This is a genomic window from Achromobacter sp. FW305-C-30-7, assembly GCF_058783105.1.
The window spans coordinates 882,340-906,435 of the sequence record NZ_JBYSYI010000001.1; the positions used below are offsets into that span (position 1 = coordinate 882,340).

Sequence of the window (24,096 nt, forward strand, 5' to 3'; positions counted from 1 at the left end):
CCCGGCGCCAGCCGGGCCTGGGCAAAAAAAATCCCCCATCCGAAAGATGGGGGATTTTTTCGTCCTGCGTCGGTTGAAGCTTACTTCGCCGGTGCGGCTTTGCTGGCTACGGAAAAGTCTTCCGCGATGCTGAAGAACGTGTTGAGCATGATCTGCAGGTTTTCCTTGCCGATGCCGCCCTCCGAGTTCATGTCCATCTGCAGCACGGCGCGGTTCTTGTCGTCCAGGTAGGCGCGCGTCCAGCGGTATTCCTGGTTCCAGGTGTTGATGGCCTTGAGCGAGACCGGCTTCTTGCTGCTGTAGGTGGCGGTCACCACCAGGTCGTGGCACTTCTCGGTGAAGTCGTTGCACAGGAAGTCGACGCGCAGCTCGCTGGCGCCGGTGCTGCCCGGTTCCAGCATCAGCACGGGGCCTTCGTCACCGTCCTGCTTGCGGGGGGCGTACGACATGTCATCCAGCATGGCCGTCACGGTGTCGAGGTCGAAGTCCTGCATGTAGCCGGCCGCGGAGGCGGTGTCGACAGGGGCGGCCAGCTCGGTGCCTTCGGCCGGTTCGCCTTCCTCTTCCATGCCGTCCATGTCGTCGTCCATGCCGGTCGCGCCCAGCAGACCCGCGAACAGTTCATCGGCGGGGATCTTCTGGCCGTTCAGGTCGCCCATGCCATCGGCGAAGTGGAACTTGCCGATGATGTTGTCGCCGTCGTTCTTGCCGACGTTGAGCATTTCAGCCATGCCGGACATCGAACGCATCTGGTCGTCGGCTTCCTCGGCGGCCTTTTCCGCGGTCAAGCCTTGCTTCTTGACGGCGTACTGCACGATCAGGTCGCGCACCATGGGCTTGGAGATGACCAGGGTGGCATCGATCTGCTTGATGGCCTTGACCATGATCTCCTGGGGAGTCAGATCCTTGACGTTGGGCGGATTGGTCAGGTCCAGCGTGAAGTTCAGCTTGCTTTCGCCCTTGTCGGTCTTCCAGCTGATCGGGTCGATGCTGAACGAAGGGTTGCCGTTGAGCAGCTTGCCGGCGTTTTCCAGCACGGCGTCGAACTGTTCGTCCTTCAGGCCTTCGTCGCTTGCGCCCAGCATGTATTGGCGCACGATCTGGTTGTAGGTGTCCGAGAGCTGCTTGATGGCGGCGCCGTCCAGTTTGGCGAGCTTGATCACGGCCTGGCCGTTGCCCAGCGCCACGTCGTTCAGCGTGATGGTGCCGGTCTGGTAGGTGGCTTCGACATTGACGTTCTTGTCGTCTTCGGCCAGCTTGACGCCATAGCCCAGATTGTCCACCGAGACCTTGACGTCATCACCGGGGCGGGTGACGTCGATGCGCTTGAGCTTGACGCTCGAATCGCCGACGGACAGGCCGAACTTGCCCATGCGGCTGTTGACGTCCATGGTCAGGCCGGACAGCAGCATCTTGACGGGGTCATCCGACTTTTCGCCGTCCACCGACAGCGTTTCGACCAGGGCGTGCGCCGTGACGGCCTGCAGCGCGCGGTCGAAGGTGCCGTTGATCACCATACCGCTGAAGTTGACAGCGTTGCCGTCGTGCGTGATCTGCACGGGGGCGATATTGGCGGTGGAGGTGGCGAAGCCGCCGAAATTGATGACCGTGTCCGCGCTCAGGGGCGCCACGCCCTTGGTCAGCTCGAACAGTTCCTTGATGTTGTCGGTCTTGGCGAGCTCGGCGTGGGTGAACGCCAGCTTGGGCGCGATGGCGCCGCGCGCCAGGGCGCTCTTGGGGAAGGGGCCGTGTTCGATGGACGCGTCGAATTCGATCATGCCCTTGGGCAGGTCCTCGCCGAGCTTGTCGCCGTTGACCAGCGACACGCCATAGCGCGCCTGCGTCGAGAACAGGCCGCGTTCGTACTTCAGCTGATCGATGCGCAGACCGAACAGAGGGGTGATCTTGGCCAGTTTCTCGTTGGCTTCGGCCAGATGGCGCTGCGAGCTTTCCTCGATGCGCTTGCCGGTGTACCACGTGGCCCCGACCCAGCTTCCCGCTCCCACTATGACCACGCCGAGGGTGATCGCTACGCTCTTTTTCATCGTTCTGCTTGTATCGTTGATTGTCGAGTCATATCCGGTGACAGGCGGCTGCTTGTGGCCGCTGGACCCTGTTGCTGGCGTCCGCCATCGGAATACGCGCATTCATCGGCCTGTAAGGCCCGCGGCGAGTATACCGAGGCCGGTGGTCATGTGACCGCGCTCGCAGTTACAGAAGATTTCAAAATGAAAGCCGGCGCGTGTGCGCCGGCTTTTTCAGGGCAAAGGCCTGGGTCGCGGATTACATCGGATCCAGGGGATAGATCGGGCGGCGCACGTGCTGGAAATCGAGCTGGCCGTAATCCGAGGTGGTAACGCCCACGCCAGTGCATTCAATCACTTGCGTTGCCATGTCGGAGAAGCCCGCGCGCCAGTGCACCCGGCTCTTGAGCACGACGTAGCGCTTTTGTAGCGGATCGATGCCGGCCGACAGCAGGCAATTGATGTCGAAGGGCTCCTGGTGGCGCGACACGACCACGATCTCCACGCGGCCGGTATCGATCACGACGGTCAGGCCGGTGTCGTTGCGTACGCCGCGGTACATGGGGCCGCGGTTCAGGTAGACGCCGTCGAACACCAGCTTGACGCGGCCAGTGATTTCCAGCGGTTCGCTGGGTTCCTTGATGGCGGGCATGGCCATCTTGCCGCCGAGCTTGAGCGTGATGGTCTGGCCTACGCCGGCCGTTGCCGCCTGCTGCGCCGCCTGCGGGTCGCAGATGGCGTAGAAGACTACGTTCTCCAGTTCCTGGCGCAGCACTTCGGCCAGCACGGCGGTGGTGTCCATGGTGCCGCCGGAGCCGGTGTTGTCGTAGTGGTCCAGCAATACGACGGGGCCTTGTTCGATTCCCTTGGCACGCGAGATGGTGGGCGCCAGCGGTACGGGGTGGAACACCCAGTCGGCGCGGCCGTTCCAGGCCTGGTCCAGCAGTTCGTCGCGGTAGCGCTGCGCGTCGGCCAGGTTGCCGTCGGTACAGACCACGGCGCTCAGGCCGGCTTCACGGATGTCGGCGTGCGGGAAACCGACGAAGACCGAGGCGGCCAGCACGCCGCCGGCTTCCAGCTCCTTGCAGCGTTCCTGCAGCGGCTTGTTGGGCGCGGCGTGGGTGCCCTGGCACATGATGTGCGGCAGCATGGGCTTGTTGGCCCAGGACATGACGGGTTTGATCTCGCCCTTCAGGGTGCGTGCGATCACGTTCGCGGCGCGCAGGCCCGCCGCGCGGATGTCCACGTGCGGGTAGGTATGGAAACCGCTGATGACGGTGGCGTGCTTGACGATGTCGTCGTAGATGTTGGCGTGCATGTCCAGCGTTACCGCCACCGGCGTGTGCGGATCGATCTCGCGCAGGCGGCGCAGCAGGTCGCCCTCGGCGTCCTCCACGCCTTCGGCGACCATGGCGCCGTGCAGGTCCAGCAGGATGGCGTCGTAGCCGCCGCGCTGGACCTCGTCCAGGACCAGCTTGCACAGCCGCTCGTGGGTGTCGGCGCTGGCGGGGCCGCTAGGCCAGGACTCGGCCGCCACCGGCACGACCATTTCGGCGCCTTCGCGGCGCGCCACTTCGATATAGCCGCCCAGGCCGCTGTCGGTATTCTCGTAGGCCTTGATGGCGCGTTCGCCGGCCAGGACTTCGGGATTGCCGCGGAAAAAGCGTTCAAGCGGGGTAGGCACGGGCGAAAACGTATTCGTCTCGTGCTTGATCATTGCCAAAAGCCAACGCATGGGAATTCCTGTGGGTTTGCTGTGGTGGATCGGTCAGGCCGCCCGGGGAGGCTGGGGCCAGGGGTGTTGTTCGGGCCGCATGCTTTCCCAGGCGCGCGCGATGCGCAGCACGCCCAGGTCGTCAAAGCGCGCGCCGGCGATCTGCAGGCCGATGGGCAGGCCCGCCTTGGTATAGCCGCAATTGACGGACGCCGCGGGCTGCTCGCTCATGTTGTAGGGGAGCGTGTAGCCGATGTGGTGCATGGTGGTCGCGACTTCATTGGTGGGCGACGGCCACTCGGCGTTGTAGGCGACGACCGGAGCCACGGGCGAAAGCACGTAGTCGTAGGGCGCGCAGGCCGCGACCGTCTTGGCGCGCACGTTCATGGTTTCGTAATAGCTGCGGAACACGTCCTCGCCGGACTGGCCGCCGCCGCTTTCCGCCCAGGTGCGGATGAAGGGCAGGATCTTGTCGCGGCGTTCCTGGGGCAGGGCTGCCAGGTCTATGGCCGAGCGGGTGCGCCAGAAGCGGTCCACGCCTTCCAGCATGGCGGGCGTCATCCAGGGCTGCATTGGCGTGACGATGGAGCCGGCGGCCTCGAAGGCGCGCGCCGCGGCCTCGACCGCGGTGCGGATTTCGGGGTCCAGGGGCAGGCCGCAGCCGGCGTCCAGCAGCAGGCCGATGCGCAGGCCGCGCAGGTCGCGCTCGAGGTCGAGCCAGTCGAAGTCCTGGTAGGGCAGGCTCATGTGGTCGCGCGCATCGGGCTGCGACAGCACGCCCATCATGAGCGCCGAGTCGGCGACCGTGCGGGTCATGGGGCCGGCGCAGCGGCCCATGAACGGCGGATCGATGGGGATGCGGCCCAGGCTGGGCTTGAGGGTGGCGATGCCGCACCAGGCCGCCGGCAGGCGCACGGAGCCGCCAATGTCGGTGCCGATGTGCAGCGGGCCGTAGCCCGCGGCCGCCGCGGCGCCCGCGCCGGCGCTGGATCCGCCCGGGTTCTTGGACAGATCCCAGGGATTGCGGGTCAGTTCATGGAAGCTGGACAGGCCAGAGGACAGCATGCCGAAGTCGGGCATGGTGGTCTTGCCCAGCAGCACCGCGCCGGCCTCGCGCATGCGGGCGGCCGGCGGCGCATCGGCGGCGGCGGGCTTCAGTTCCGTGGCGGCCGTGCCCAGGGGCACCGGCACGCCGCGTGTGGCAATGTTTTCCTTGATGGTGGCCGGCACGCCATCCAGCGTGTGGCCTCCGGTAGCCAGCGGTTCGCCCTTCATCCAGCGGGCTTCAGAGGCGCGGGCCTGGGCCAGCGCGCCATCCGCGTCCAGAGCGTAGGTGGCCTTGAGCTTCGGCTCCCAGCGCGCAATATGGTCCAGCACCGAGCGGGTGACCTCGACGGGCGAGAGCGTCTTGTTGCGGTAGGCCTGGAGCAGTTCCACGGCGGACAGTTCATGCGGTTGCGGCATTTCGGTTCCAGTGTGTGTACAGGCTGCGCGCGTCTCAAGGCGCGGCGGCGTGGCCCAGGCCGGCGGCGACCGGCCGGAAGTTGCGGAAATCCCAGTCGCGTCCGGGGGCGGCGTCGATCAGGGCTCGCGTATATTCGTGGCGCGGTTCGGTCAGCACGGTTTCGGCGGAGCCGGTCTCGACGACCTTGCCGCGCTGCATCACCATGATGGTGTCGCAGATCTGCGCGGCCACGCGCAGGTCGTGGGTGATGAACAGCACGCCCACGCCGGTGCGCTGGCGCACCTGTTCCAGCAGTTCCAGCACCTGCGCCTGTACCGACACGTCCAGGGCGGAGACGGCCTCGTCGGCCACCAGGACCTCCGGGTCCATGACCAGGGCGCGCGCGATGCAGATGCGTTGGCGCTGGCCGCCGGAGAACTGGTGCGGATAACGGTTCATCGCGTCCGGGCTCAGGCCCACGACGCTCAGCGTTTCGCCGGCGCGCTTCAAGGCCTGCTCGCGGGCCACGCCGAAGTTCAGCAGGCCCTCGATGATGGATTCGCCGACGGTGCGGCGCGGATTCAGCGAGCGGTACGGATCCTGGAACACGATCTGGATGCGGCGGCGCACGGGGCGCAGCGCCGCGCCGGACAGGGTGCTGAGGTCTTCGCCGCCCATCATCATGTGGCCGGCGGTGGGTTCGATCAGGCGCACGATGCAGCGCGCCACGGTGGACTTGCCCGAGCCGGATTCGCCCACGATGCCCAGGATCTCGCCCTTGCGCAGCGTCAGGTTGACGTCGGTGGCCGCGATCACGCTGCGCGCGGTTTGGCGCGAGAACAGCGAACTCTTGGTGCCGTAGGTGCGGCCCAGCCCCTTGACGTGCAGCACCGGCATGCCGGCCGGCGCCTCGCGGCGCGAGGGCACCAGGCTGGGCACCGAGGACACCAGGCGGCGGGTGTAGGACTGCTTGGGTTCGGCCAGGATCTCGTTGCGCGTGCCGCTTTCGATCAGGTCGCCGCGGTTCATCACCACGATGCGGTCGGAGATCTCGGCCACCACGCCGAAGTCGTGCGTGATGAACAGCACGGCGGTCTGGTGCTTGACCTGCAGTTCCTTGATGAGCGCCAGGATCTGCTTCTGCGTGGTGACGTCCAGCGCCGTGGTCGGCTCGTCGGCGATCAGCAGCTTGGGCTCCAGGATCAGCGCCATGGCGATGACGATGCGCTGGCGCTGGCCGCCCGATAGCTGATGGGGATAGGCCTCGAAGATGCGTTCGACGTCGGGCAGGTGCACGGAGCGGAACATGTCCAGCACCTTGGCGCGGCGTTCCGCGGCCGACATCTGCTTGCGGTGCAGGCGCAGCACTTCGTCGACCTGCTTGCCCACGGTGTGCACGGGGTTCAACGCGGTCATGGGCTCCTGGAACACCATGGCCATGCGCGTGGCGCGCATTTCGCGCAGGCGGCGCTGCGTGGCGCTGACCACGTCTTCGCCTTCGACGCGGATGGAACCCGCGCTGACGCCCAGCACGCCGGGCGGCAGCAGGCCCATGACGGCCAGCGAAGTGACGGACTTGCCCGAGCCGGACTCGCCGACCACGCACACGGTTTCGCCGGCGTGCACGTCCAGGCTCAGGTTGCGCACGACGCGGTTGCCGGCGCCGGCGACTTCGACCGAGAGGTTGCGGATGGCCAGGATGGCGGACGAGGTGTCGCCCGCGGGAGGAATGGGAGAGTAGGTCATCGGCATCAGATCCTGCGCACCATTTTCGGGTCCAGCGCGTCGCGCAAGGCGTCGCCCAGGATGTTCACGCTGAGCACGGTCAGCGACAGGAACAGGCCGGGGAAGAGGATCAGGCCAGGCAGCATGCGGAAGTACATGCGCCCTTCGGACATGATGTTGCCCCAGGAGGCGATCTCGGGCGGGATGCCCGCGCCCAGGAAGCTCAGGATGGCTTCGGTGAGCATGGCGGAGGCGAAGACGTACGTGCCCTGCACCGTCAGCGGCGCGATGGTGCTGGGCACCATGTGGCGCCACAGCAGCAGCGGCAGCGGCGTGCCCAGGGCCAGCGCCGCTTCGACGTAGGGTTCGCCGCGCACGGTCAGGATCTGGCCGCGCACCAGCCGCACCACCCGCGGAATTTCCGGGATGGTGATGGCCACCAGCACTGTGGTGATGCTGGCGCCCGTGACCGACACCAGGGCGATCGCCAGCAGGATGCCGGGGATGGCCATGATGGCGTCCATGGTGCGCATGATCAGCCCGTCCAGCGAGCGGAACCAGCCCGCGATCACGCCGATGACCAGGCCGAGGGCGACGCTGACCAGCGCCGCGCCCAGGCCTGCAATCAGCGAGATGCGGGCGCCGTAGGCCACGCGCGACCAGACGTCGCGGCCGAACGCGTCAGTGCCCAGCAGGTAATCGGAGAAGGGCGGCTTGAGGCGCGCGCCGGGGTTGATGAAAGTGGGGTCGACGGTGCCCAGCAGCGGCGCGAACAGCGCGATGGCGACGACGGCCACCAGCACGATCAGCGCCAGCATCACGGGCCAGCTTTTGAGCCCCTGCCGGATCTGGCGCCAGGCGGTGGCCTGGGGCGTGCCGCCTCCGGGGAGATCGGCGGCCGCTTGCGCGGCGGCATCGGTTGGCGTTTGCATCGTTAGTACCTGATCCGCGGGTCGAACACCGTGTAGGCGCAATCGACAACCAGATTGATGAACACGTAGACGAACGCGAAGAAGAGCGTCAGGCCCTGGATGACCGGGTAGTCGCGCGCCAGCACGGCTTCCACCACCAGCCGGCCCAGGCCGGGGATGTTGAACACCGATTCGGTCACGACCACGCCGCTGATCAGCAGCGCGATGCCCAGGCCCACCACCGTGGCGATGGGCACCGCGGCGTTGCGCAGGGCATGGCCCAGCAGCACGCCGGTTTCGCCCAGGCCTTTGGAGCGCGCCGTGCGGATGAAGTCCTCGCCCATGACCTCGATGACGCTGGTGCGCGTGATGCGCGCGATCAGCGCCACGTAGACCGTGGACAGGGCCAGCGACGGCAGGATGAGGCGGTGCAGGTAGGGCCAGAAGCCTTTTTCCAGGGGCGTGTAGCCTTGCACGTTGAACCAGCCCAGTTTGATGGCGAAGAGCCAGATCAGCACATAGCCCGTGACGAACACCGGCACCGAGAAGCCCAGCACCGAGAAGCCCATGACGGCGCGGTCCAGCAGCTTGCCTTGCCGCCACGCGGCCAGCACGCCCAGCGGGATGGCGACGATCAGCGTGAACACCAGGGTCAGCACCGCCAGGCTGAGCGAGGGTTCAAGGCGTTGGCCGATCAGCTTGGTGACCGGCACGCCCGACATGAGCGACGTGCCCAGGTCGCCTTGCAGGAGCTTGCCGCCCCAGATGAAGAATTGCTTGATGACCGGCTGGTCCAGGCCCATCGTCTGGCGTATCTGCACGATACGCTCGGGCGTGGCGCCATCGCCCGCCATGATGATGGCCGGATCTCCCGGGCTGAAACGCAATATCGCGAAGACCACCACCGCGACCATCACCAGAACGGGGATGGTCGCGAGGAGCCGGCGTGAGACAAATGCCAGCATGTATTTCCCCCTGAACTACTTGCCCGTCAAGGGGCTTTCTTGACGTTCCAGAACGCGAACACCGGCGCGTGCACCAGGCCCGACAGCTTGGTCGAGTAGACGGTGGGCACGGACATCTGGCCCAGCGGCACGTACAGGCCTTCATCGATGCCGATGCGCTGCACTTCCTCGGCGATTTTCTTCTGTTCCGCGGGGTCGGAGGTCAGCGCCATCTTGGTGCGCAGTTCCTCGATCTGCGGGAAGTCGGGCCAGCCGAACCATGCGTTGTCGCCGTTGGCCGCGGCCGGAGCGGAACGGACCGGGTCCATCACGTCGGTGGCGTACCAGTTGGTGTTGTGGATGTTCCAGCCGCCTTCGGCGGGCGCGGCCTTCGAGGCGCGGCGGGTGGCCACGCTCTGCCAATCCATCGCGGCGAGGTTGACGTTGAAGCCGGCCTTGCGCAGCGCCTGGGCCATCACCACCGGTTGGGCCGACAGGGTGCCGACGTCGGTCGCGTGCATGACCAGGATGGGCGTGTTGTCGTAGCCGGCTTCCTTCAGCAGCGCCTTGGCCTTTTCGATGTTGGACGGCACCACCATGTCCTTGCCGATGTCGCTTTCCAGCGGCGTGCCGCAACCCCACAGCGAGGCGCAGGTCTTCCAGTACTTGGGATTGCCGACCAGCGCCTTCATCACGTCTTCCTGGCCGATGGCGTACATCGCGGCCTGGCGCACCTTCTTGTTGTTGAAGGGCGGGTACTTGAAGTTGAAGCGGTACATCGTGAAGTAGCCGACCGGGCTGAGCGACTCTTCCTTCAGATCCTTGTTGCCTTCGATCATCGGCAGCAGATCGTAGGGGAACTGTTCGACGAAGTCGATCTCGCCGCCCAACAATGCGTTGGCGGTGGTCAGCGCGTCGGGCATGACGTCCCACTCGACCTTGTCGACGTTGACGACCTTGCCGCCGGCCAGGCCGCTGGCGGGTTCCTTGCGCGGCACGTAGTCGGCGTTCTTGGCGTAGACCGTCTTCACGCCGGGCTTGAATTCGATGACCTTGAACGGACCCGAACCGGTCATGTCGGTAATGGGCTGGCCGATGGCCTGTTCGGCGATGCGCTTGGGCATCATGAAGGGCGCGGTGCCGGTGGGCTTGGACAGGGCGCGCAGAGCCAGGTCCGTGGGTTCCTTCATGACGATGCGGAAGTTCTTGTCGTCGATGACCTCGATCTTGTCGGTGAACTTCAGCAGGGTGCGGCCCATGCCGTCGCCGGCGGCCCAGCGCTTGATCGAAGCGACGCAGTCCTCGGAGGTCACCGGCTTGCCGTCATGCCACTTCTGGCCGTCGCGCAAGGTCATGGTGTAGGTTTTGCCGTCGGGCGAGACTTCCCACTTTTCCAGCATCTGCGGCTGGATCTTGTTGTCCGCGTCGGTGGCCAGCAGGGTGTCGTAAATCATGTAGCCGTGCCACGTCGTGATGTACGCGGTGGTGGCATGCGGATCGGTCAGTCGCAGAGGCGAATGCATTACCGTCTTGATGACGGTCTCGGCGTAGGCGCCGTGAGCCATCATCAGGGTGGCGCCGGCCAGCGCGGCCGCTCGGACGTACTTCAGCATGAATGTTCCCCTTGATGCGTAGTGAGCGGCGCCATCGCGCCGCTGCGTCGTTGATCCGCCGCGCTGGGGCGGCGTGCGAGCTTCAGGCGGTAGCGGGCCTGTCCGAAAAGACGGGTCCGCAAGGCGCCATTCTGATGCCGGGACGCAACCGTGTCCATGGTTGTTTTGCCGCATCCATCAGCATGGAACCGGGGGCCGCGCACACCAGGATCGTCTGGGCGATGCCGGTAAAATCGGCGCGGAAGTGCGCGGAACTCTTGACCACCAGGATCGCGGCGCGTTGCGGCTCCACGCCGGCGAAACGGAACATTTCCTGGTCCGCCATCTGCACCTTGTTCGACGCGACGATGATGCGCACCCCGCCTACGCGCAGGCAGGCGCTGGGACCCAGGTCCATATGGAAGCCGCGATAGAAAGCGCCATGCGTATCGAAGCGTCCATCCGACGTTTTCTCGACGATGAACTCGCTGTCCAGCGGCTCATCGTCGGGAATACCCGAGTGTCCACCCAATGCAATGCGTACCTTGTTTCCGGTGCCCGCGCGATGGGCCGCCAGCGCCGCCGCAGGGTCCACGATCAGGCCAATGGCGGTGTCGCGCGCATCGTGCCGGATCAGCGCACGCAGCACGCCGGTGGTGTCCGAGCTGCCGCCAGCGCCCGGATTGTCCTGCGCGTCGGCGATGACCACGGGTTTATGCGCGTCGCGCGCCAGGCGCATGGCTTCCTGCACGGCTTCGTCGGGCGTGTAGAGCTTGCCGCCGAAGTCGCGTTCCGCGTTGAGCACGGCGCGTGTCATCTCGTCGGCCGCGGCGTCGGCTTCGACTTGCGTGGCGCCGTAGGCCCACACCGTGGGCGCGCATTCGGGGAAGTCGGCCGCGGGAAAACCCGTGGCGAACGACAGGCTGAGAGCGCCGCGCGTTTCGAGCTCGCCCACCATCTGGTACAGGCTGCGCGAGGGTTCGATATCGGTGGACTGCCAGCACAGCGAAATCAGGTAGGGCAGCGAGCGTAGGGCCACGCAGGGCCGCGGCGCGCCGGCCAGCCGCGCGGCCAGCAGTTCGGCGGCGCGTTGTCCGGTTTCGGCCATGTCGATGTGCGGATAGGTGCGGTAGCAGATCAGCGCGTCCGCGTGGCGCACCATGGCGCGGGTCACGTTGGCGTGCAGGTCCAGGCTGGCGACGACGGGTACGTCGGGGCCCACCAGCTCGCGCACGCGCCTGAGCAGCTCGCCTTCACCATCGTCCAGATGCTCGGTGACCATGGCGCCATGCAGGTCGAGATAGACGCCGTCCAGCGGCAACGCCAGCGACAGACCCTGCAGGATCATCGCGCTGATGCGTTCGAATGCATCCTTGGTGACCGGCCCCGAGGGGCTGGCCGCCGCCCAGGTGGTGGGCAGCAGCGTGTGCCGTCCCATGGCTTCAATAAATCCCGCCACCGGAATGTTGGCGCCCGCCACCGCCTGGAACATCGCGGGCCCGCTGACCAGCTTGGGCCAGCCACCGCCCTTCTCGGCAAAGTCTTCCCACGCCGCGCGCGAAGGCGCGAACGTATTGGTTTCATGCTGAAAGCCGCCTATCCCGATGCGCATCAGGATCCCCTTGTTGTTTTGATGTGAGGAAAGGCGCGGGCCAAGCCGCGCCCAAGTCAGTTCTACAGTGGCGCCACCGCACCACCAGCCACGCATAAAACAGGCACAACGAAAACAGGAGCAACGAAAACAGGCACAACGCCGCAATCAGGCAAAACGTCCCCCAAGCCGGGTCGCGCGGATCCGGCTCTGCGCGCTCCATCGTGATGCCACGAAGCCGGCTCTTCGCACCCAATCGGGATGCCGCGGATCCGGGCTCCGCCGGTCCGCAGGCATGCCCCCCTGGGGGGGAAGCGCGCAGCGCTTCGGGGGGGGACCCTCACTCAGCCACTGGCATCGTGAATTCCGCGCCCTTGGCGATGCTGTCCGGCCAGCGCTGCATCACGCTCTTGTAGCGCGAATAGAAGCGGATGCCTTCTTCGCCGTAGGCGTGATGGTCGCCGAACAGCGAACGCTTCCAGCCGCCAAAGGAGTGCCAGGCCATAGGCACGGGAATGGGCACGTTGATGCCGACCATGCCGACCTTGATCTGGCGGGCGAAGGCGCGCGCCACGCCGCCGTCGGACGTGAAGCAGGCCACGCCATTGCCGAACTCATGGGCGTTGATCAATGCCACGGCCGATGCAAAGTCCGGCACGCGCACCACGCACAGCACCGGCCCGAAGATTTCTTCGCGGTAGATGTTCATGGCGGGCTTGACGTTGTCGAACAGCGTGCCGCCCAGGAAAAAGCCCTTTTCGTTGCCCGGCACCTGCAGGCCGCGGCCATCGGCCACCAGCGTGGCGCCCGCGGCGATGCCGTCCTCGATGTAGCCCACGACCTTGTTGCGATGCTGCGAGGTGACAAGCGGACCCATTTCAGCGTCGCCCTGCATGCCGTCCTTGACCACCAGCGCCTTGACGCGCGGCGTCAGGCGCTCGACCACCTTGTCGGCCACGTCGCCCACCGCCACGGCCACCGAGATGGCCATGCAGCGCTCGCCGGCCGAGCCGTAGGCCGCGCCCATCAGGGCGTCGGTGACCTGGTCCAGGTCGGCGTCGGGCATGATCACCATGTGGTTCTTGGCGCCGCCCAGCGCCTGCACGCGCTTGCCGCGGCGGGTGCCTTCGGCGTAGATGTACTCGGCGATGGGGGTCGAGCCGACAAAGGACAGGGCTTCGACGTCCGGGTGCGCGATCAGCGCGTCCACTGCCTGCTTGTCGCCATGCACGACGTTGAATACGCCTGCGGGCAGGCCGGCCTCGGCCAGCAGTTCAGCCAGGCGCAGCGAGGCCGAGGGATCGCGCTCGGAAGGCTTGAGCACAAAGGTGTTGCCGCAGGCGATGGCGACCGGGAACATCCAGCACGGCACCATCATGGGGAAGTTGAACGGCGTGATGCCGGCCACCACGCCCAGCGCCTGGCGCATGCTCCAGTTGTCGATGCCGCCGCCGATCTGGTCGGAGTACTGGCCCTTCATCAACTGCGGAATGCCGCAGGCGAATTCGACGATTTCGATGCCGCGCGTGACTTCGCCCTTGGCGTCGGAAAAGACCTTGCCGTGTTCGCGCGTGATCAGCTCGGCCAGTTCGTCCTGGTGCTTGTCCAGCAGCGCCTTGAAATTGAACAGGATGCGCGCGCGCTTGAGCGCGGGCGTTTCGGACCAGGCCGGAAAGGCGGCGCGGGCGGCGGCCACGGCCAGCGCCACTTCTTCGTTGGACGCCAGCGGAATGGAGGAGGTGACTTCGCCGGTGGCGGGGTTGAAGCCGTCGGCGTAGCGGTTGCTGCGGCCGTCGTAGTGCTGGCCGTTGATGAAATGGGGGATTTTCTTCATGGGTCGAACGCTCGAATCCGGGGCTTGGAAAAATGCCGGAGGGCGGCCTGGGGCCGCCCTGGCGAGATGCCGCCCCTCGCGGGGCGGCGCAGTATCAGGCGAGTTCTTTCAGTACCTTGCCGATCTGTTCGAAGATCTGGCCGATCTGGGCTTCTTCGATGATCAGCGGGGGCGAGATCGCGATGATGTCACCGGTGTAGCGCACCATCAAGCCGCTGTCGAAGCACTTCTGGAACACTTCGGCGGCACGTGCGCCGGGAGCGCCCGCGCGCGGCGCCAGCTCGATGCCGCAAACCAGGCCCAGGTTGCGCACGTCGATGACGTGCGGCGCGCCCTTCAGGCCGTGGGCGGCTTCCTGGAAGGCGCCGGACAGCTTGCGGGCGCGGCCGAACAGGTCTTCGCGGCGATAGATGTCCAGCGTGGCCAGGATGGCCGCGGCCGCGAGCGGGTGCGCCGAATAGGTGTAGCCGTGGAAGAACTCGATGCCGCCGGCGGGGCCGTTGACGATGGCGTCATGCACTTCGCGCTTGACCGCGACGGCGCCGGCCGGCACCGCGGCGTTGCTCACGCCCTTGGCCATGGCGATGATGTCCGGCGTGACGCCGAAGAATTCGGATGCCGTGGCGGCGCCCAGGCGGCCGTAGGCGGTGATGACTTCGTCGAAGATCAGCAGGATGCCGTGCTTGGAGGTGATCTCGCGCAGCTTTTCCAGATAGCCCTTGGGCGGAATCAGCACGCCGGTCGAGCCTGCCATGGGTTCGACGATGACCGCGGCGATGGTGGAGGGATCGTGCAGGGCGACGATGCGCTCGAGTTCATCGGCCAGGTGCGCGCCCCAGGCCGGCTGGCCCTTGGAATAGGCGTTCTGCTCGATGTTGTGGGTGTGCGGCAAATGATCCACGGCGGGCAGCAGCGCGCCGGAGAAGGTCTTGCGGTTGGTCGAGATGCCGCCGACCGAAATGCCGCCGAAGCCCACCCCGTGGTAGCCGCGTTCGCGGCCGATCAGGCGGGTGCGCTGGCCTTCGCCGCGGGCGCGGTGATAGGCCAGGGCGATCTTCAGGCAGGTGTCGACGGATTCGGAACCCGAGTTCGTGAAGAAGACCCGGTCCAGGCCCTGGGGCATCATGCCGGCGACGGCGGTGGCGGCTTCGAAGGCCAGCGGGTGGCCCACCTGGAAGCCTGGCGCGTAGTCCATCACGCCCGCCTGGCGGGAGATCGCGGCGACGATTTCCTCGCGGCCGTGGCCGGCGTTGACGCACCACAGGCCGGCGGTGCCGTCCAGGATCTGGCGGCCGTCGGTCGAGGTGTAGTACATGCCCTTGGCGGTCGCCAGCATGCGCGGATGGGCCTTGAACTGCTTGTTGGCCGTGAAGGGCATCCAGAGGTGGGACAGGTCGGGCAGTTTGTCGGGGGCGTTCATGGCGGCTCCAGGGGACGGACAAGCGCTGGACTTGGGCGACGGGTGTGCAGCCAGCGGGATTGAAATGATTCTGGTGCGTCCGCAGGGGAATGAAAATATACGATCCGCGCAAATGCGGCTAACTGTATAGTTATCAGCGACACAACTGTACAGTTAATGCCGTGATCGATTTTCAGCCAAACCGCGCCCGTGGCCGCGGACAGGCGCCGACCCTGGTCGAGCAGCTGGTTGCAGCCATCCTGCGCGCCATCGAAGAACAGACCCTGCGTCCGGGTATGTCCCTACCTTCGGTGCGCGAGTTCGCGCGCCTGTACGAGGTCAGCACCTTCACGGTGGCCAGCGCCTATAGCCGCCTGGTATCGCTGGGCTGGCTGGCGGCGCGGCCGGGCGCGGGCTATCGGGTCGCGACGCCGGACGCGCCGGCACGTCCGAGCCAGCCGCCGTCCTGGGAGCCGCCGCGCCTGAACGCTGGCTGGCTGCTGTCGGATATCTTCGCGGACCATTCCATCCCCATCAAATCGGGCTGCGGCTGGCTGCCGGGCGAATGGCTGAACGAAGAAGGGCTGCACATGGCCTTGCGCCACATGGGGCGGGTGCCGGCCATGCGCATTGCGAATTACGGCCATCCCTACGGCTATGCGCCGCTGCGCGAGACCATCGCGGCCAGCCTGAGCGCGCAGGGCATGGAGGTCGAGGCCTCGCAGGTCGTGCTGACCCAGGGCGTGACGCACGGGCTGGACATGGTGATACGCACCTTGCTGCGGCCGGGCGACACGGTGGTGGTGGAGCAGCCCGCCTATGCCAACCTGCTGCAGATGTTGCGCCTGGCCGGTTTGCGCGCGGTGCCCGTGCCGCGCACCTTGGATGGGCTGGACTGCGAGGCGCTGGAAGCGGTGGTGGCGCGCCACCGGCCGCGGGCCCTGGTCGTCAACACCGCCTTGCAGAATCCGTCGGGCGCCAGCATCAGCATGGCCAATGCCTTCCGCATCCTGCAGGCGGCCGAGCGGCATGGCCTGTGGGTGGTGGAAGACGATATCTCGCGCGAACTCGCGCCCGGCGTGACGCCCATGCTGGCCGCCCTGGACGGGGCGCGGCGCGTGGTCTACCTGGGCGGCTACTCCAAGGTCATCAGTCCGTCGGTGCGGGTGGGCTATGTGGTGGCGCACCGCGATCTGGCGCGCGATATCGCGCGCACCAAGATGGCGGTGGGCCTGACCTCGCCGGAGATCATGGAGCGCATCGTGCACCAGGTCATCCGCGAGGGCCGTTACCGCGCCCATATCGCCCGCACCCGGGAGCGCCTGGCAGAGGCTCATGCGGGCGTGGCCGAGCTGATGGCGCAGCACGGCTTCGAGATCTACGGAAGGCCACAGGGCGGCCTGTTCCTGTGGGCCAAGGTGGCGGGAGAATGGCGCCAGCGTGGCGCCAATGGCTTGGCGGAACTGGCGCTCAAGGATGGCATCTGGCTGGCGCCCGGTTCCTATTTCGAGGCTGACGAGGCCGATACCCCCTGGGTGCGCTTCAACGTGGCCTATTCGGAGGCGCCCGCCCTCTGGCGCTTCATGCGCAATGCTGGAGCGGCGGCCTGAGTCACTGCCGCTCGTAAGTCACGAAATCGTATTCGTAGCCGTTTTCTGCCGGCTGTGCTTCGCGCGCCGTTTCCTGCCATTGGAAGGCGGGCAGCAGCGGGAAGAAGGCATCGCCTTCGACCTCGGCGCGGACTTCGGTGGCCAGGACGCGCCGGGCCAGGGGCAGGGCCTGCGCGTAGATCTGCGCGCCGCCTATGACAAAGGCCGCGTCGATGTCGCCGCAGGCCTGGATGGCAGCCTCCAGCGATGGGACCACGATGGCGCCCGCGGCGTTGAAATCCGGATTGCGGCTGATCACGATATTGCTGCGGCCAGGCAGCGGCCGGCCCAGCGAGTCCCAGGTCTTGCGGCCCATGATGATGGGATGGCCGAGGGTGCTGCGCTTGAAGTGCGCCAGATCGCCCGGCAGTTTCCAGGGCAGGGCGTTGTCGCGTCCGATGACGCGATTGGCGGAATAGGCGACGATGAGGGTAAGGCTGGCGGGCATGCGGGTCGGGACGGTAGAGGTTCGGCCGGTTGGCTACGGCAAGCGTAGCAAATTTGCGCGGCGGCCTGCGCCGCGCTGGCTGCCTCAGTCGACCGCGTGTTCCAGGAATTCGGTGGCGGGCATGGGTTTGCCCAGCAGGAAGCCCTGCAGTGAATCGCAGCCCAGGCCGGTCAGGAATTTCTGCTGCGCCGGCGTTTCCACGCCTTCGGCCACGATGCGCAGGTTCAGTTGCTGCGCCAGCGCGACGATGGCCGACACGATGGCGGCGTCCTCGTTGTCGTTTTCCAGTTGGTTGACGAAACCGCGGTCGATCTTCAGTTCGGTAGCCGGCAAGCGCTTCAGGTAGAGCAGGCTGGAATAGCCGGTGCCGAAGTCGTCGATGGAAATCGTCACGCCCAGGTTCGACAGGCGCTTGAGCACCGCCAGGCTGGCCTCGGCGTCGCGCATGGCGGTGGATTCGGTCACTTCCAGGGTCAGGCAGGCCGGCGGAACGCCGTGGCGTTCCAGGGCCGAACGCACCGTTTCCACCAGACTGGCGTGGGCGAACTGCAGAGCCGAAATATTGACGGCGACGGTCCAGTGGCCCTGGCCGGCGTTGATCCATTCCCGCATCTGGCGGCAGGCCTCGTTGATCACCCATTCGCCGATGGACAGGATCAGGCCGGTCTTTTCCGCCGTGGGGATGAACTGGTCCGGGCCCACCAGGCCGCGCGTCGGATGGTTCCAGCGCAGCAGGGCCTCGGCGCCGATGATGGGGCCGGCGGGCGCTTCGTACTTGGGCTGGTAATGCAGGACGAGCTGGTTGCGTTCCTGCGCCAGGCGCAGGTCGTGCAGCAATTCGATCTGCTCATGCGCGTCCGCGTTCATGGACGGTTCGAAGAAGCTGTAGCCGGTGCCGCCCAGGCGTTTGGCGTGGTACATCGCCGCATCGGCGTTGGTCAGCAGGGCATGCGTATCCTGGCCGTTGTTGGGATAGATGGCGATGCCCACGCTGGAGGTCACCATGACCTCATGCCCGTAGACCGTGACCGGCCGGGCGATGGCCTCGATCAGGCGGTCGGCCACGTTGGCCGCGTCCGTGGGCTCGACCACTTCGCTCAGCACAATGAACTCGTCCCCGCCCAGGCGCGCCACCGTGTCCTGGGTGCGCAGCGTCAGGCGGATGCGCTGCGCCAGGTCGATCAGCAGCGCGTCGCCGGTGTGGTGCCCGTAGGCGTCGTTGACCGCCTTGAAGCCATCCAGATCGAAGAACAGCACCGCGAAGTAACCCTTGCGCCGGGTCGCGCTTTCTATCGCCTGCTCCAGCCGGTCTTCCAGCAGGATGCGGTTGGGCAGTTTGGTCAGCGTGTCGTGCAGCGCCAGTTGCACCAGCTCTTCATTGGCTTCGGCCAGCGAGGACGCCAGGGCCGATGTGCGCGCTTCCAGCCGGTTGTCCAGCACCGCGACCAGCAGGGCGATGGCCAGCACGCTCAAGGTCACCGCTGTGACGGCGATGGCCAGCCAGCCGGCCGAGATGCCGCTATTGGCCGCCATGCAGATGCTGCCGGCGGGGAAGCCGGCGGCGGCCATGCCGGTGTAGTGCATGCCGACGATGGCGATGCCCATGATCACCGCCGCCAGCGGCCGCGACCAGGCCACGCGGGGACCGCCGTGGCGCAGGCGATAGGTGATCCACAGCGCCGCGCCGGAGGCGGCAACGGCAATCACGATGGATAGCGCGAACCACTTGGCGTCGTAGACGATGCCCGGTTCCATGAGCATGGCGGCCATGCCCAGGTAGTGCATGGCTGCGATGCCGGCGCCCATGAGCAGGGCGCCGATCATCAGCCGCCGCCGCGGCAACTCGTCCTTGCTCACGGTCCACAAGGCGAAGGCAGAGCAGCCGATGGCGATGACCAGCGACAGGACAGTCAGGGGTAAGTCATAGCCCATGGCAATGGGCAGGCTGAAGGCCAGCATGCCGACGAAATGCATGGACCAGATGCCCACGCCCATCGCGAAAGCGCCGCCCGCCAGCCAGTAGCGCGCGCTGGGCAACCCGTTCGAGGCCCTGACGCGATTGGCCATGCCCAACGCCGTGTACGACGCCAGGATGGCGACTCCTAGAGATACGAGGACGAGCGAAGGGTTATACGTTCCGACGAGCATTTGTGGGGTCCTGTCCTTGGCGCATACTGCCGCCGCGCGGGCTTCATATCAAATCAATTGGTAGTCTATGGTTGCAAGTCGGTCGCAAGACAAAATCCGGCGGACGACGCTGGTGATGCACGTGCTCTCTTTCTTGAGAAGGGGGCGGCTGAGCAACGCCGGCGGACGGCGCTGCCGGGCGGATTGCCCGGTTTCGCGGCGAGCGACCGGCACGGCCTGGCTGGTGCCGGTCGGAAGCAATGGCGCGCGGGAATTTCTGGACACACGTCCATGGCTAAGGGATGGGTTATACCGAAAACGCGCTTCTAGAAGCTCACCAATCTTCACCTGCCGCCCTGGGTTGCGCAGGCGGGGCGTTTTATACGGCCATGGCGGCGGTGAGGGGGGCGTGATGGGTATAGCCGGACAGCGAGAAGTCGCCCGGTTCCACCTTCTCGAGCCATTCGGGTTCGTAGCGCCCGGTGACCGCGAAATCGGGGATGCGGTCCGACAGGACCAGGGTGGGCGCCTCGTAGGGCTCGCGCGTGAGCTGTTCGCGCAGCATCGGCAGATGGTTCTCGTAGATGTGCGCGTCGCCGATGAAGTAGGTGAACCAGCGCGGCGTGTAGCCGGTCAGCCGGCCGACCAGATGCAGCAGGGCCGCGCCCTCGGTGAGGTTGAACGGCGTGCCCAGACCGACATCGTTGGAGCGGATGTACAGGCACAACGATATTTCGCGGGTCGTCGCGTTCGGCAGGAATTGGTAGAGCAGGTGGCAGGGCGGCAGCGCCATTTCCTCGATCTGCGCCCAGTTCCAGCCATGGAACAGGATGCGGCGGTCGCCGGGACGCTCATGGATGGTGTCCAGGCATTGGCGCAGTTGGTCCACCGCCTTGTAGAGCAGCACCTTAGGCACGCCGCCTTCCTCCAGCTCGGCCACCTGGGCGTAGCCGCGCGACAGGGCGTCGGCGATTTGCGCCGGGCGACTGGCGTCGAGCATCTTGTAGGCCGGCCACTGGCGCCATTGCACCCCGTAGACCGGCCCCAGGTCGTCGGGTCCTTCGCGGTACGGATTGGCCAGCCACTGGCTGTTTTCGTTGGCGTTCTGGTCCCAGACCTTGCAGCCGAGCTCGCGGAATTCCGCCGCGCTGCGCGAGGCGCGCAGGAAGCCGACCATTTCGCCGATGGCGGACTTGAACGCCAGCTTCTTGGTGGTCACCGCGGGAAAGCCCTTTTGCAGGTCGAAGCGCAGCGATGCGCCCGGCATGCTCAGGGTGCGTATGCCCGTGCGGTTTTCCTGCCACGCGCCGGTGTCCAGGATGGATTGAACGAGGTCCAGGTATTGTTTCATGGCGGTCCTTGCGCACGCTCGCCCGGCGGGTGACGCAAACAGCCGCCGCGAGTGGGTCGCGGCGGCTCTTATAAGTTAGGGATAGACGAATTACACCACGCGGGCGCGGTTCAGGCGGCGGCGGGCGCTTCCTGCGTGTCGACGATCTCGACCGAGAAGGTCAGCGCCGCGGTTTTTTCCAGCATGGCCGAGGCCGAGCAGTATTTCTCATGCGACAGCTGCACCGCGCGCTCCACCGCGGCGCGCGGCAGATTGCGGCCGGTGACGGTGAAGGCGAAATGGATGCGGGTGAAGACTTTGGGGTCGGCATCGGCGCGATCGGCCTGGAGCTTGACGCTGCAGCCGCTGACGGCGTGGCGTCCGCGCTTGAGGATCAGCACCACGTCGTACGCAGTGCAGCCGCCGGTGCCGGCCAGCAGCATTTCCATGGGGCGGGGGGCGAGGTTGTGCCCGCCGCCGTCCACGGCGCCGTCCATGACGGCCACGTGGCCACTGCCGGTGCTGGCGGTGAAGAGCATGCCGTTCGGGCCGCCCCAGTCGATCGTGCATTCCATTTGTCGTGTCCTTGAGCTTGAGCGCTGTCAATGGCTGATGATACCTGTTGCGTACAATTCCGGGCATGAGAGCCCCGCCCCGCATCAGGGGCGTGCGCGCCTGCCTTGCCGAGGAGTTGCCCATGTCCACCGCTCTGTCCCGCCCCAGCCCCGTTTCCTTCCTGCGCCGCATCAGCCCCGTGGATGCCTTGCTGGCCGAGGCTGACCGCGCGTTGCGCGTGCTGTCCGGCAGCGCCACGGCTGGCCGCCCCTATCCGGCCACCGCCGACGAGGCGCCGCAGGCCCTGTCGGCCCAGGAAAAACGCCACGCGGCCGGGCTGATGCGCGTGAACCATGTGGGCGAGGTCTGCGCCCAGGCGCTGTACCGGGGGCAGGCCTCGGTCTGCCGCGAACCGGCACCGCGGGCGCTGCTGCTGAATGCCGCGTCCGAGGAAGTGGATCATCTGGCCTGGTGCAATCAGCGGCTGACCGAACTGGGCAGCCGTCCCAGTCTGCTGAACCCGGTCTGGTACGCCGGCTCGTTCGCGCTGGGCGTGCTGGCCAGCTATGCCGGCGTGCCGCGCAACCTGGGTTTCATGGCGGAAACCGAAAAGCAGGTTGAAGCCCATCTGGAAGAACATCTGCGCACCTTGCCGGTGCAGGACGAGCGCTCGCGCCAGATCGTCCAGAAGATGAAAGAGGACGAGGCGCAGCATCGCGCCAGCGCGGAAGCGGCCGGAGGCGTACCGCTGCCAGCCCCGGTGAAAGCTGCAATGCGCGCCATGTCCAAGGTCATGACGACCACGGCCTACTGGGTTTGAACGGCTCGGCAGGTAAAATGTTGCAATGCGCAAAAATAGCTGCAAGTTGGTGCCGGGCGCACCATTTCGGTGCGAAAGCCAGAGCGGGATTACCCGGTGCTGGCTAGGGTAAGCCCCGGGCGGGTTTACCCATTCGGCAGAAACCCTGTTTTTGGAACGGACATTGATTGGCGCGGGTTTCCAGGCAGGTGCATCAGGTTTTGCGGCAAAAATGCAACGCAAGAAATCTCTCGTGCGGCAGGCTAAAAAAATTCTTGCATCGCACAAAAAACCTCGGTACTATTCACTCATCGGATGTTGAAACGCAGTCGGCGCGGTGCAAAACCCCGGAAGCGTAGCGAGCAGCAGGCCAGCTCCCAACATGCCACGGTTGTCTCCTCCACCCTCCTCCTTTGGTGGATTTAGCCCGAGATCTTACGATCTCGGGCTTTTTTTTCGGCATTTCAAATGCGTCCCCATTTAAGCGGGGCGAAGCATGGGCCATACGCTTGCGCGGCGGTTCCGTCATAGGGGGATCTTCGCGTTTTCCCTCGGATTTTTCGCGTGCGTACAGACGGAAAGTTCTACAATCATTTTATGAACCCCCTATTTCCGCGCCTATGCGGTTTCGCCTTGCCGGTCCAGTCAGATGGCGAGCCGGGCGCGGCCACGACGGCAAGGCGCCAGGCGTTACGTTCTGTGCCGGTGAATTGCACTTCCTTATTCCTCCCATATATGGGCGTTACACCTGCCCCCGATAATGGCGGGCCTGTCTCGATAGACCAACCAGAGGTGATTCGGTGACCTGGCTGTACATTTGCGTGGTCGCATTCATGGTGGGGGGACTCATCGTGGCGTCGGAGCGCTGGCATGGCGCCTTTACCGGCGACAGTGACCTCAATAAACCCCAAGCCAACCATTCCCGCGCCACGCCCCGCGTTGGCGGTCTGGCCGTGCTTGCGGGCACGCTGGCGGGCCTGCTGGTCCTCGGACCCAGCAACATGACGCTGACTTGGCTGTGGCCCGCGCTGTTCGTCGCGGCGCTGCCTGTGTTCGTCGCCGGCCTGCTCGAAGACATCACCAAGGACATCGGCGCCAGCAAGCGCCTGCTCGCGGCCTTCCTGTCGGCCGCGATCGCCTGGTGGCTGCTGGGCGGCGTCAGCCGCGTCGGCATGGCGCCGGTGGATTACGTGCTGTCCTTCTGGCCGGTGTCGCTGCTGTTCACCATGTTCGCGGTGGGCGGCTGTACGCATGCGCTGAATATCGTTGATGGCATGAACGGCCTGGCAGGCATGGTGGCCACGCTGATGGCCGTATCGATCAGCCTGGTGGCGCTGCAGGTAGGCGACGTGCCGATTTTCCTGGTGGCGGCGGCCCTGGCCTCGGCCACGTTGGGCTTCCTGGTGTGGAATTTCCCGTTCGGGCGCGTGTTCCTGGGCGACGGCGGCGCGTACTTCCTGGGCTTCATGCTGGCCGAACTGGCAGTATTGCTGGTAGTGCGCAATCCCTCGGTGTCGCCGTTCTATGCCCTGGCGGTGCTGTTCTACCCCGTCTTTGAAACCGGCTTCTCGATCTGGCGCCGCCGTTTCAAGCGTGGCGTGCCGGTGGATCAGCCGGATGCGCTGCACTTGCATCAGCTGGTGTTCCGCCGCCTGGTCCGGGTCACGTTCAGCCGGGGCCGGCGGCATGCGGTGCCGGCCTTGTGCAATGCGCTGGCCTCGCCTTACATGTGGGTGCTGGCCCTGATCGGCCTGGTGCCCGCCACCATCTGGTGGGACAACGCCTGGGCGCTGTGCGCCAGCCTGGTGGTGTTCGCCGCCGTCTATATCTGGCTGTATTCGCGGCTGGTGTCCTGGCGGCGGCCGGGCTGGCTGCTGCTGCCCTCCGTTTTGCGGACTTCCGATTAGTTTTGGGCGCCCGGGCAAGCATGCCGCCCGGGGCCCGGTTATCTATCCTGTTACCCGACTATTTTTGAAAATGCCGTAGTCGTTCTGCGGCGAAGGGAGAGTT

At 66.1% G+C, this 24,096-nt stretch carries 17 protein-coding genes; 3 read left to right on the plus strand and 14 right to left on the minus strand.

The annotated features are described in order from the left end of the window. Positions 1–80: 80 nt before the first annotated feature. The 10 genes from AC3WOB_RS04105 to aptA form a co-directional block, all read right to left on the minus strand. Positions 81–2,045 (minus strand): DUF945 family protein, encoded by a 1,965-nt coding sequence (locus tag AC3WOB_RS04105; RefSeq protein WP_492274274.1) that lies wholly within the window; start codon positions 2,043–2,045, stop codon positions 81–83. A 238-nt stretch (positions 2,046–2,283) separates the two neighbouring features. Then, positions 2,284–3,759 (minus strand): M81 family metallopeptidase, encoded by a 1,476-nt coding sequence (locus AC3WOB_RS04110; protein WP_492274275.1) that lies wholly within the window; start codon positions 3,757–3,759, stop codon positions 2,284–2,286. A 33-nt stretch (positions 3,760–3,792) separates the two neighbouring features. Beyond that, on the minus strand, positions 3,793–5,202 hold the full coding sequence (locus tag AC3WOB_RS04115; RefSeq protein ID WP_492274276.1) for an amidase: 1,410 nt from the start codon (positions 5,200–5,202) through the stop codon (positions 3,793–3,795). 34 nt (positions 5,203–5,236) lie between these two features. Next, entirely contained in the window at positions 5,237–6,928 is a 1,692-nt protein-coding gene (locus AC3WOB_RS04120; protein ID WP_207472469.1) for an ABC transporter ATP-binding protein, read from the minus strand. Between the two features lie 5 nt (positions 6,929–6,933). After that, on the minus strand, positions 6,934–7,839 hold the full coding sequence (locus AC3WOB_RS04125; protein ID WP_013396227.1) for an ABC transporter permease: 906 nt from the start codon (positions 7,837–7,839) through the stop codon (positions 6,934–6,936). A gap of 2 nt (positions 7,840–7,841) precedes the next feature. Beyond that, positions 7,842–8,783: an ABC transporter permease gene (locus AC3WOB_RS04130; RefSeq protein ID WP_013396226.1), complete on the minus strand. Its 942-nt coding sequence runs from the start codon at positions 8,781–8,783 to the stop codon at positions 7,842–7,844. 26 nt (positions 8,784–8,809) lie between these two features. Then, the gene (locus AC3WOB_RS04135) at positions 8,810–10,375 is read right to left on the minus strand and encodes an ABC transporter substrate-binding protein (protein ID WP_013396225.1); all 1,566 of its coding nucleotides are present in this window, start codon (positions 10,373–10,375) and stop codon (positions 8,810–8,812) included. A gap of 82 nt (positions 10,376–10,457) precedes the next feature. Continuing rightward, positions 10,458–11,966, minus strand: a complete 1,509-nt coding sequence (locus AC3WOB_RS04140; RefSeq protein ID WP_492274277.1) for a M81 family metallopeptidase — start codon at positions 11,964–11,966, stop codon at positions 10,458–10,460. A gap of 319 nt (positions 11,967–12,285) precedes the next feature. Further along, positions 12,286–13,779 carry a CoA-acylating methylmalonate-semialdehyde dehydrogenase gene (locus AC3WOB_RS04145; protein WP_207472473.1) on the minus strand — a complete coding sequence of 498 codons (1,494 nt, stop codon included), beginning with the start codon at positions 13,777–13,779 and terminating at the stop codon, positions 12,286–12,288. Between the two features lie 94 nt (positions 13,780–13,873). Beyond that, positions 13,874–15,199, minus strand: coding sequence for an omega-aminotransferase AptA (aptA, locus tag AC3WOB_RS04150; protein ID WP_492274278.1), 1,326 nt, complete (start codon positions 15,197–15,199; stop codon positions 13,874–13,876). Positions 15,200–15,360: 161 nt separating this feature from the next. Here aptA and AC3WOB_RS04155 point away from each other — a divergent pair, with 161 nt between their 5' ends. Next, positions 15,361–16,788, plus strand: coding sequence for an aminotransferase-like domain-containing protein (locus AC3WOB_RS04155; protein WP_492274279.1), 1,428 nt, complete (start codon positions 15,361–15,363; stop codon positions 16,786–16,788). Position 16,789: 1 nt separating this feature from the next. Here the strand turns inward: AC3WOB_RS04155 and AC3WOB_RS04160 are convergent, their stop codons facing one another. The 4 genes from AC3WOB_RS04160 to AC3WOB_RS04175 form a co-directional block, all read right to left on the minus strand. After that, the gene (locus AC3WOB_RS04160; RefSeq protein ID WP_492274280.1) at positions 16,790–17,275 is read right to left on the minus strand and encodes a dihydrofolate reductase; all 486 of its coding nucleotides are present in this window, start codon (positions 17,273–17,275) and stop codon (positions 16,790–16,792) included. An 84-nt stretch (positions 17,276–17,359) separates the two neighbouring features. Then, positions 17,360–19,423 (minus strand): putative bifunctional diguanylate cyclase/phosphodiesterase, encoded by a 2,064-nt coding sequence (locus AC3WOB_RS04165; RefSeq protein WP_492274281.1) that lies wholly within the window; start codon positions 19,421–19,423, stop codon positions 17,360–17,362. Between the two features lie 358 nt (positions 19,424–19,781). Further along, positions 19,782–20,753 (minus strand): thymidylate synthase, encoded by a 972-nt coding sequence (locus AC3WOB_RS04170; protein ID WP_013396218.1) that lies wholly within the window; start codon positions 20,751–20,753, stop codon positions 19,782–19,784. Positions 20,754–20,863: 110 nt separating this feature from the next. After that, positions 20,864–21,307, minus strand: coding sequence for an OsmC family protein (locus AC3WOB_RS04175; RefSeq protein WP_013396217.1), 444 nt, complete (start codon positions 21,305–21,307; stop codon positions 20,864–20,866). Between the two features lie 122 nt (positions 21,308–21,429). Here AC3WOB_RS04175 and coq7 point away from each other — a divergent pair, with 122 nt between their 5' ends. Both coq7 and AC3WOB_RS04185 read left to right on the plus strand, forming a co-directional pair. Beyond that, positions 21,430–22,107: a 2-polyprenyl-3-methyl-6-methoxy-1,4-benzoquinone monooxygenase gene (coq7, locus tag AC3WOB_RS04180; RefSeq protein ID WP_013396216.1), complete on the plus strand. Its 678-nt coding sequence runs from the start codon at positions 21,430–21,432 to the stop codon at positions 22,105–22,107. A 779-nt stretch (positions 22,108–22,886) separates the two neighbouring features. Next, a complete protein-coding gene (locus AC3WOB_RS04185) occupies positions 22,887–23,993 on the plus strand; it encodes an MraY family glycosyltransferase (RefSeq protein ID WP_013396215.1) in 1,107 nt (368 codons plus the stop codon). The last annotated feature ends 103 nt before the right edge of the window (positions 23,994–24,096 follow it).